This is a genomic window from Mycobacterium sp. 236(2023) (genome assembly GCF_029623955.1).
In the GTDB taxonomy this organism is placed as follows: Bacteria; Actinomycetota; Actinomycetes; order Mycobacteriales; family Mycobacteriaceae; genus Mycobacterium.
In genome coordinates, this window is record NZ_JARSBP010000016.1 from 50,781 (window position 1) to 60,032 (window position 9,252).

A 9,252-nucleotide genomic window follows, 5' to 3' on the forward strand; every position below is an offset into this window, starting at 1 on the left:
CCGTGAGTGCTATCGCTCGAGGAGTTCCAGGGCGGCCAGGATTCCGTCCTGCTTGATCGGCACGCCGGCCAGATTGAGACCCATCTGGACGCCGCCAAGCGTGCCGACGAGGGTGAGGTCGTTGAAGTAGCCGAGGTGGCCGATACGGAAAACCCGCCCCGCCAGCTTGGTCAACCCCGTGCCCAAGGACATGTCGTAGCGGTCCAGGATGATCGACCGGATGGTGTCGGCGTTGACCCCTTCGGGCACCAGCACGGCAGTGAGCGAGCCCGAGTATTCACGTTCATCGAGGCAGAGCACCTCCAGCCCCCAGGCGCGCACCGCCGCCCGCGTCGCTGCGGCGTGGCGCTGATGCCGTGCGAAGACGTTGTCCAGCCCCTCTTGGTAAAGCATGTCCAGTGCCACGTCGAGGCCGTAGAGCAGGTTGGTAGCCGGCGTGTAGGGCCAAAAGCCGTTCTCGTTCGCGGCCAGGATGGGGGTCCAGTCCCAGTAGGACTTCGTCAGTGTGGAGGTCTTATGCGCCTCCAATGCCTTGTCCGAGACGGCGTTGAAGCTCAATCCGGGCGGCAACATCAGTCCCTTCTGCGAGCCCGACACCGTGACGTCGACCTTCCATTCGTCGTGGCGATAGTCGATAGAACCCAGCGAGGAGATGGTGTCGACAAGCAGCAGGGCAGGGTGGTCGGCCTCGTCGATCGCGGCGCGCACCTCTCCGATGCGGCTGGTCACGCCGGTGGAGGTTTCGTTGTGCACGCAACAGACGGCCTTGATCTGATGGCCTTGATCGGCGGATAGCTTCTCGGCCACCGTTTCTGGATTCACACCGTGGCGCCAGTCCCCGGGAACGAAGTCGACGACGAGGCCGAGAGCCTCGGCCATCTCGCGCCACAGGGTCGCGAAGTGTCCCGTTTCGAAGCACAGCACCTTATCGCCGGGACTTAAAGTGTTCACCAGTGCGGCTTCCCAGGCGCCGGTGCCTGATGCCCCGTAGATGACGACGGGATTGGTCGTGCCGAAGACCGGCTTGATGGCTTCCAGGAGCCGCTTGCCGAGGACCGCGAATTCGGGTCCGCGGTGGTCGATCGTGGCGGCCGACATGGCGCGCAGAACCTCATCAGGGCAATTCGTCGGCCCGGGAATTTGCAGGAAGTGGCGACCCATGGTGGTCCTTTCGGTGGTTGACTGGCGACGATCTACGCCATTTTTTCACATTGCGGAAGAAAACTGTCGCAATCCGAATAATAGACACCGTCACCCCGCTCGTCTAGGTCTCAGCGCGGGTCGGTTGTGGCCAAGGGATGCCCGCCCCTGCCAATGTGCGGCAGATCACGTCAAACTCTTGACGAGATGCAGCGCACTGTGCGACCTTCTAAACACGGAACAATACTTCCGCTATACGGAATCGACTCGATCGACAGGACGGGCTCGTGTCACATGAACTGATATCCATCCTTGTGCTGGCGGCGGTCTTCTTCATCGCCACCGTCTTGCCCATCCATATGGGCGCGCTCGCCCTCGTCGCGGCATACGCGTTGGGAACGCTGGTCCTCGGCGAAGACGTCGACACGATCTTGGGGGGCTTCCCCGCGGATCTGTTCATGATCCTGGTGGGGATTACGTACCTCTTCGCGCTGGCCTCAGATAACGGCACGGTCGATTGCATCGTGGCCCGAGCTGTGAAATCAGTCGGCGGTCGCGTGGCGCTCATTCCGTGGGTCATGTTCGGCGTCACAGGCGTGCTGACCGCCGTCGGCGCCGTCGTGCCCGCCTCGGTGGCGATCATCGCGCCGATCGCCATGGGCTTCGCCAAGCGCTACGAGATCCGGCCGCTGCTGATGGGGTTGATGGTCATCAACGGTGCCAGCGCAGGCGGGTTCTCCCCGCTGAGCATTTTCGGCAGCATTGTCAACGGTGTCGTGGAACGCAACAACCTTCCCAGCAATCCGGGAATGCTGTTCCTGTGCACCGCCCTGTTCAACATCCTGCTCAGTGTTTTCGTCTACGTGATGTTCGGTGGGCGCGAGCTCATCGGCAAGATCGACACCGGCGACGGCCTCATCGTGCACAAGGGGCGCAACCGGCGCGGCGAGGGTGAGGCGTCCTCGGGGTCGACCCGCCCGCAGCCCGGCGGAACCGGGGCAGCCGGTGTTGCCGAGGGTCCGAGCGGTGGTCGCCTTGCTCGGGCGTCCACCACCGCGGTACAGACGACCCCTGTCCTGGGTGGCGCCACCACTGCGACCGACACTGCGTTGGACCGCGCACGTGTGATCACCCTCGTAGGCATTGCCGCACTGGCGACCTCAGTCCTGTTCTTCGGGATGGACGTCGGGTTCACCGCGCTGCTGGTGGCGGTGGTGGTGTCGCTGTTCTCGCCGAACATCAACAAGGGCGCCATCGGTAAGATCGCCTGGCCCACCGTCCTGCTGATCTGCGGGATCGTCACCTACGTCTCCATGATGGAACGGATCGGCACCATCGACTGGCTCGGCGGTGGGGTCGCCGGCATCGGCGTGCCACTCCTGTCGGCGATCGTGATCTGCCTGATCGGGGCTGTGGTGTCGGCGTTCGCCTCGACGACCGGAATCCTGGGCGCCCTCATCCCGCTGGCCGTGCCCTTCCTGCTCTCCGGCCAGATCGGCGCGGTCGCCATGATCATCGCCCTGTGTATCTCCTCGTCCACCGTCGACTCGAGCCCTTTCTCCACCTCGGGTGCGCTGGTGGTGGCTAATTCGCCCGAGGAGCAACGCGACAAGGTCTTCCGGCAGCTGACGATCTGGGGCTTCTCCATGGTGGCCATCGCGCCCATCCTGACCTTCTTGATCTTCATTTTGCCGGGCTGGGGCTGATCCGCTCGCATGCTCAGAAGCCCCGCGTCAGCGATGCTGCGCGGGGCTTCGGCGTCAGGCTAGGCCGCGCCGACGTTCCCAGCGTTATGGAGTACCTTTTCCGTTTGGTGGAATACCCTGGATGAACAGGCACGTGTGATCGGCGAGACGAGGGAGACCCATGGCGAAGGCGCCAAGCGCAGGCGGGGTCCAGTCGATCGAACGTAGCTTCGAGATCCTGGAGATCATGGGTTCGGTGAGCGGACCCATCGGGGTCAGTGAACTCGCCGAACGTACCGGTTTGCCGATGCCGACCATCCATCGGCTGATCCGGACCCTGTTGAACCTCGGCTACGTGCGCCAGCTCCCCAGCAGGCGATACGCCCTCGGTCCCCGGCTGATCCGACTGGGTGAGAGCGCAACCCAACAATTCGGCACTTCATCCCGCACGCACTTGGCCGAGCTCGTCGAGGAGATCGGCGAGACCGCCAACATGGCCGTTTTGGACGCGACCATGGCGGTGTATGTCGCCCAGGTCCCGTCAGCGCACTCGATGCGCATGTTCACCGAAGTCGGCCGGCGCGTGCATCTGCACTGCACCGGTGTCGGGAAAGCCCTTCTCATGCAGATGCCCGACGCCACGGTGCGAAATGTGTTGGCCCGCGCCGGAATGCCACGATCCACCGACCACACCATCACCGATGCCGACGCGATGATCGATGAGCTCCATCGCAGCCGAGAACGCGGCTACGCGATCGACGAAGCCGAACAAGAGATCGGGGTGCGGTGTTACGCAGTGCCGGTACCTAATGCTCCCAGCGTCACAGCGGTCTCTATCTCAGGTCCTGCCGGCCGGGTGACGCTAGAGGCCGCCGAGCGCTTCGTGCCGATCCTGCAGCGCGTGGCCAAGGAACTCAGCAGCGACTTTCAGCGCGAGCCGCACTAGCGCAACCGAGCAGAGCCATCAGCGCAGGGGCAGTCGCTGACTCTGCAGCGACTGCCCCCGGGGCCATGTCAGTCAAACAGCGCGTACGCCGACGGTGACTCGTCGAGTGTTTCGGCGAGCGACTCGAACTCGGTCACGTTGTCGATTTCGGTACCCATCGCGATGTTCGTCACCCGCTCCAAGATGATTTCGACGACCACAGGCACCTTGTGTTCACTGGCCAACTCCTGTGCGCGCTTAAGGCCGGGCCCGATCAGGCCGGGCTCAGTGACCCGCACCGCCTTGCAGCCCATGCCTTCGGCCACGCGCACATGGTCGACGCCGTAACCCTTCGGCACGCCGGGTGAATCACCCTCACGCTCTTGGGCATTGATGTTGTCGAACGCCAGCGACACGTGGTAGTCCATCTCGAACTGCCGCTGCGCCTGCCGAATCAAACCCAGGTAGGAATTGTTGACGACCACATGAATGTAGGGCAGGTTGAATTGCGCGCCCACCGCCAACTCTTCGATCAGGAACTGGAAGTCATAGTCCCCCGATAGGCCCACCACCGTCGCTGTCGGATCGGCGGCGACTACACCGAGCGCGGCTGGCAACGTCCATCCCAGCGGACCGGCCTGGCCGCAGTTGATCCATCCTCTGCGACGGTTCACCTGGAGGAACTGACCGCCGGCAATCTGCGAAAGACCGATGGCGCTGACGTAGCGCACGTTGCGGTCGAACGCGGCGTTCATCTCCTGATAGACCCGTTGGGGCTTGATCGGCACATCGTCGTAGTCGGTCTTGCGGTGCATGCTGCGCTTGCGCTGCAGACATTCCTTGACCCACTGACTGCGATCTGCGACTCGTCCGGCGGCCCGGCGCTCGTGTGCCACCGCGAGCATTTGCTCAAGGGCCGCCTGGGCGTCGGAGACGATCGAGTAATCCGGCGCGAACACCCGACCGATCTGCGTCGGCTCGATGTCGACGTGGACAAAGGTTCGGCCTCGCCGGTAGGTGTCGAGTCCACCGGTGTGCCGGTTGGCCCAACGGTTTCCGATGCCCAACACGAAGTCTGATGCCAGCATCGTGGCGTTGCCGTAGCGGTGCGCCGTCTGCAGTCCAGCCATTCCCGCAGCGAGCCGATGGTCGTCGGGGATGGTTCCCCAGCCCATCAGGGTGGAGATGACGGGCACTTGCAGGGTCTCGGCCAGTTCGACCAACAGGTCTTCGGCATCGGCGTTGACGATGCCGCCGCCGGCCACCAGCACAGGTCGTTGGGAGGCGGCGAGCAGGTCGAGCGCTTTGGCGGCTTGGGCGCGAGTCGCTCGCGGCTTGTACACCGGTAGCGGCGCATAGGTTTCCGGATCGAAGTCGATCTCTGCCAGCTGCACGTCGATCGGAAGGTCGAGCAGGACGGGGCCTGGCCGACCGGACCGCATCAGGTGAAATGCCTGGGCGAACGCCCCCGGCACCTGTGCGGGTTCGAGGACGGTCATGGCCATCTTGGTTACCGGAGCCGCGATGGCGGCGATGTCGACGGCCTGAAAGTCTTCCTTATGGAGGCGCGAGGTGGGCGCCTGCCCGGTGATGGCCAGGATCGGTATCGAATCGGCGCTGGCCGAGTACAGTCCGGTGATCATGTCGGTTCCCGCGGGGCCCGATGTGCCGATGCACACACCGATGTTGCCCGCCCGCGCGCGGGTGTAGCCTTCCGCCATGTGGCTGGCGCCCTCGACGTGACGGGCCAGCACGTGACGGATGCCGCCGTGTGCACGCATGGCCGAGTAGAACGGGTTGATCGCCGCTCCTGGCAGGCCGAAAGCCTGTGTGGCACCTTCGAGTTCGAGAATTTTGACCGCCGCGTCGACGGCACGCATCTTAGGCATCATCTAGTCCTTGGTTTGTGCTGGGCGGAGGTCAGTCATCGAGGGCGCCGGACAGGCGCGCGATGGTGCGGAACAGTCCCGAATGGTCCAGTGCCCCATCGCCGTTGGCAATCGCTGAGGCCATCAGTTCGGCCACCGCGGAGCCCAGAGGGATGACCACCCCGGCCTCGCGGGCGGCGCTGGTGACAATGCCCATGTCTTTGTGGTGCAGCGCGATGCGAAACCCCGGATCGAAGGTCCGCGCCAGCATCTTCTCGGCTTTTTGGTTGAGGACTGCCGAGCCGGCCAGGCCACCCCCTAGCACTGTTACTGCCGCTGCTGTGTCGACGCCGTAGGCCTGGAGGAAGATCAGGGCCTCGGCGAGCAGTCCGATGTTTCCGGCCACGATGAGTTGATTGGCGGCTTTCACGGTTTGCCCGGCGCCGTTGGGCCCGACGTGGACGATGGTCTTGCCGACCGCCTCCAGGATGGGCATCGCGTCGGCCACATCGTGGCTCGCGCCACCCACCATGATCGACAGTGCGGCGTTTTTCGCCCCCGCCTCTCCTCCGGAGACCGGGGCGTCGATCAGCCGCATGCCGCGGGCGGCGGCCTGCTCGGCCAGGTCCCGGCTGACGTCGGGACGAATGCTGGAGAAGTCGATGATGAGCGTGCCGGGCGCCGCGCTGTCGAAAACGCCGTCGTGGCCGGTGAGTACGTCGTGGACGTCCGGTGAGTCCGGAACCATGACCGCGACGATGTCGGCGCCGGCGACGGCCTTGGCGATAGAGTCCGCGGCTGTGCCTCCCGCCGCCACCAGATCAGCGCTGCGGTGGGGCGAACGGTTAAATCCTGTGACCGAGTGGCCGGCGTTGACCAGATGCACAGCCATGGGGCTGCCCATGATGCCGAGGCCGATGAATGCGATGGTGCTCATGATGTTTGGTGGTCCTTCGACAGTCGTAGCTGGTCAGTGGTTGGCGCGAGAGGTGGCTGCCCGCTCGGGGCGGGGCAGCCAGGCGAACGTGTCGGGTTGACTTGCCTTGTATTCGAGTCCGACGTAGCCGCGGTAGCCATTACCCGACAACTGATTCAGGAATTGCTCCAGCGGTAGGGAGCCGGTGCCGGGTTCTCCACGACCTGGCGCGTCGGCGATTTGTACGTGGCCGATGCGCTCGGCGTAGCGGTCTAAGGCGGCGGCGACGTCGTCACCGTTGACGCTGAGGTGGTAGAGGTCCGCGAGTAGGCGCAAATTGGTTGCGTTCTGGTCCGTTTCGCGCACTACGCGATCGATGACCTCGACTGCGTCGCGCGCCACTTTCAGTGGATACCGTTGCGCGCCGCTGACCGGCTCGACAAGCACCACCGCGCCAAGGGGATGCACGGCACGTGCGGCGTAGGCGAGGTTCTCGACTGCGGCGGCATCCTGTGCAGCAGCACTGACGTCGTCTCGGCGATTGCCGTAGAGCGCGTTGAATGCCTTGGTGCCCAAGCGGGTGGCGATGGCGACAGCCACGTCGACGCTGTCGCGAAACTCGCTGCTGCGGTCGGGATCTGACAGGATGCCCCGGTCCCCGGCGGGCATGTCGCCGGCGGCGAAGTTGAGGCCCGTGAGGTGCACTCCCGCGTCTTCGATCGCCCGGGCAAAGGCCTCCACCTCGCGATCTGTGGGTAGCGCCTCGGTGAAAGGCCACCAGAATTCGACTGCATCGAAACCCGCGGCCCGCGCGGCGGCGGGACGCTCGAGCAGGTCGAACTCGGTGAGCAGGATCGAACAGTTCACCGTGTAAATCGCTGATGACATCGCGTCGCGCCTCCTTCGGCAGGCAGTTCCCCACGTGTTTCCGGAATGCGGAAGTAAAATTCCGCATTGACGATAGTCAACGCCCGCGTCCCGTGGGATGTCAAGATGTCGGGACCGAAAAATCCGAAGAAAGAAATAATTAATCCGCTTTGTGGAATTTTAGTACGGGATGTGCCAGTCTCGGGCAGGGTGCGCGGCGTTGTCGCCGGGACATCGGCGCCGACGATGAAGGAGACCTCCATGCCAGCGTTGCCCGTCGTCGTCCTTGCCCCGGACAAGTTCAAGGGATCCCTCTCCGCCGCCGAAGTGGCCGCCGCGATGGCACACGGAATTACTCAGACCGCCTCTCATCGGCTCACTACCGTGCATTGCCCGATCGCCGACGGCGGCGAGGGAACGCTGGACGCCGCGATAGCGGCCGGTTTTGGGTGCGTGGAGGTGGCCACGGTGGGTCCGACGGGCCGCCCGGTGAGCAGCGCCTATGCGCGCCGGCAGGACACGGCCGTCGTTGAGATGGCTGACGCATGCGGGCTGGGACGCCTGCCCGCTGGCACCCCGCAGCCTCTAGCGTCGAGCAGTCGTGGGCTGGGCATCGTGGTCGCCCGGGCTCTCGACGACGGTTGCCGCCACATTATCGTGGGCGTCGGCGGAAGCGCGTCGACCGACGGCGGCGCAGGTTTTCTCCAGGGGCTGGGCGCCGCGCTCCTTGACGCTGACGGCCACGAGATCGACGGCAGTGGCGCTACTTTGGGTGACATCGCCGCGTTGGACCTCACTGGCCTGCACCCAGGGCTGCGCGGCGCCAAACTCGTGATCGCCACCGATGTCGATAACCCGCTGTGTGGCGCGCAGGGCGCTGCTGTCGTTTACGGACCCCAGAAGGGCGCCGGCCCCTGCGACGTCGCGGTGCTCGATGCCGGTCTCCTTCACTGGGCAGACGTGATGGCCCGCCACCTCGGTGTCGATCACCGGCAGGCTTGCGGAGCAGGCGCAGCCGGTGGCGTGGGGTTCGCTGGGTTGGCAGCCCTCGACATGACCGTGCGCCCGGGCATCGATGTCGTGCTGGATCTCGTGGGGATCGATGAGCATCTTCACGGCGCGGCGGCGGTGATCACCGGCGAAGGGTCACTGGATGCGCAGTCTCTGCGCGGTAAGGCCCCGGTCGGCGTGAGCGTGCGCGCCCGCCGCTGGCAGGTTCCGTCTTTGGTCATCGCCGGTACTTCTCGCCTGAGCCCGCGACAGCGGGCGCAGTCCCCGTTCGCGGCGATCTACGCTCTCACCGATCTCGAATCTGACCCGCAGCAGTCCATGGCTCGTGCCGCCGAACTCATCGAGGTCGCCGCAGGAGAAGCCGCTGAATACATTCTCGCGCAACATACTTCACCAGTTCGTGAAAATCCGGCCGTCGGATAGACCGTTGAGGAGGCGCATCATGGAGCACTCGATTCTCGCCGGGACGACGAAGGTGAAGCGCGGTATGGCTGAAATGCTCAAGGGTGGCGTCATCATGGATGTCGTCACGCCGGAACAGGCCCGTATCGCCGAGGGTGCAGGCGCCGTCGCGGTGATGGCGCTCGAGCGCGTACCCGCCGACATCCGGGCTCAGAGCGGGGTGTCGCGGATGAGCGACCCCGACATGATCGAGGGCATCATCGACGCCGTCACGATCCCGGTCATGGCCAAGGCCCGCATCGGCCACTTCGTGGAGGCACAGATCCTGCAGAGCCTCGGAGTGGACTACGTCGACGAGTCCGAGGTGCTCACACCCGCCGACTACGCCAACCACATCGACAAGTGGAAGTTCACCGTTCCGTTCGTGTGCGGTGCCAC

At 64.8% G+C, this 9,252-nt stretch carries 8 protein-coding genes and 1 pseudogene; 4 read left to right on the top strand and 5 right to left on the bottom strand.

Features of this window, described 5'->3' with window-relative positions:
- Positions 1 to 9: 9 nt before the first annotated feature.
- Entirely contained in the window at positions 10 to 1,161 is a 1,152-nt protein-coding gene (locus tag P9A17_RS32700; protein ID WP_278042970.1) for an aminotransferase class V-fold PLP-dependent enzyme, read from the bottom strand.
- 266 nt (positions 1,162 to 1,427) lie between these two features.
- On the opposite strand from P9A17_RS32700, the gene P9A17_RS32705 reads away from it, so the two are divergent.
- Both P9A17_RS32705 and P9A17_RS32710 read left to right on the top strand, forming a co-directional pair.
- Positions 1,428 to 2,846 (top strand): SLC13 family permease, encoded by a 1,419-nt coding sequence (locus P9A17_RS32705; protein WP_278042971.1) that lies wholly within the window; start codon positions 1,428 to 1,430, stop codon positions 2,844 to 2,846.
- Between the two features lie 160 nt (positions 2,847 to 3,006).
- On the top strand, positions 3,007 to 3,771 hold the full coding sequence (locus tag P9A17_RS32710) for an IclR family transcriptional regulator (RefSeq protein WP_278042972.1): 765 nt from the start codon (positions 3,007 to 3,009) through the stop codon (positions 3,769 to 3,771).
- Between the two features lie 68 nt (positions 3,772 to 3,839).
- Here P9A17_RS32710 and gcl read toward each other — a convergent pair whose 3' ends face one another.
- Genes gcl through P9A17_RS32730 form a run of 4 tightly spaced genes read right to left on the bottom strand, consistent with a single transcriptional unit; the run spans position 3,840 to position 7,664 of the window.
- Entirely contained in the window at positions 3,840 to 5,639 is a 1,800-nt protein-coding gene (gcl, locus tag P9A17_RS32715; RefSeq protein ID WP_278042974.1) for a glyoxylate carboligase, read from the bottom strand.
- A 31-nt stretch (positions 5,640 to 5,670) separates the two neighbouring features.
- Complete coding sequence (locus P9A17_RS32720) at positions 5,671 to 6,555, bottom strand: 2-hydroxy-3-oxopropionate reductase (RefSeq protein WP_278042975.1); 885 nt, start codon at positions 6,553 to 6,555, stop codon at positions 5,671 to 5,673.
- 33 nt (positions 6,556 to 6,588) lie between these two features.
- Positions 6,589 to 7,422 carry a TIM barrel protein gene (locus tag P9A17_RS32725; RefSeq protein WP_278042976.1) on the bottom strand — a complete coding sequence of 278 codons (834 nt, stop codon included), beginning with the start codon at positions 7,420 to 7,422 and terminating at the stop codon, positions 6,589 to 6,591.
- The gene (locus tag P9A17_RS32730) at positions 7,398 to 7,664 is read right to left on the bottom strand and encodes a hypothetical protein (protein ID WP_278042977.1); all 267 of its coding nucleotides are present in this window, start codon (positions 7,662 to 7,664) and stop codon (positions 7,398 to 7,400) included. Before P9A17_RS32730 ends, P9A17_RS32725 begins: the two co-directional genes overlap by 25 nt.
- Between P9A17_RS32730 and P9A17_RS32735 the strand changes: the two genes are divergently transcribed.
- Both P9A17_RS32735 and P9A17_RS32740 read left to right on the top strand, forming a co-directional pair.
- Entirely contained in the window at positions 7,663 to 8,835 is a 1,173-nt protein-coding gene (locus P9A17_RS32735) for a glycerate kinase (protein WP_278042978.1), read from the top strand. The genes P9A17_RS32730 and P9A17_RS32735 overlap by 2 nt on opposite strands.
- Before the next feature lie 19 nt (positions 8,836 to 8,854).
- Positions 8,855 to 9,252 (top strand): annotated as a pseudogene (locus P9A17_RS32740) (pyridoxal 5'-phosphate synthase lyase subunit PdxS); the annotation flags it as partial.

Bases quoted from the DNA above. Each gene is read 5' to 3' on its own strand.
- P9A17_RS32725 (WP_278042976.1), bottom strand. From the start codon at position 7,422: ATGTCATCAGCGATTTACACGGTGAACTGTTCGATCCTGCTCACCGAG.
- P9A17_RS32720 (WP_278042975.1), bottom strand. From the start codon at position 6,555: ATGAGCACCATCGCATTCATCGGCCTCGGCATCATGGGCAGCCCCATG.
- gcl (WP_278042974.1), bottom strand. From the start codon at position 5,639: ATGCCTAAGATGCGTGCCGTCGACGCGGCGGTCAAAATTCTCGAACTC.
- P9A17_RS32735 (WP_278042978.1), top strand. From the start codon at position 7,663: ATGCCAGCGTTGCCCGTCGTCGTCCTTGCCCCGGACAAGTTCAAGGGA.
- P9A17_RS32730 (WP_278042977.1), bottom strand. From the start codon at position 7,664: ATGGAGGTCTCCTTCATCGTCGGCGCCGATGTCCCGGCGACAACGCCG.
- P9A17_RS32710 (WP_278042972.1), top strand. From the start codon at position 3,007: ATGGCGAAGGCGCCAAGCGCAGGCGGGGTCCAGTCGATCGAACGTAGC.
- P9A17_RS32700 (WP_278042970.1), bottom strand. From the start codon at position 1,161: ATGGGTCGCCACTTCCTGCAAATTCCCGGGCCGACGAATTGCCCTGAT.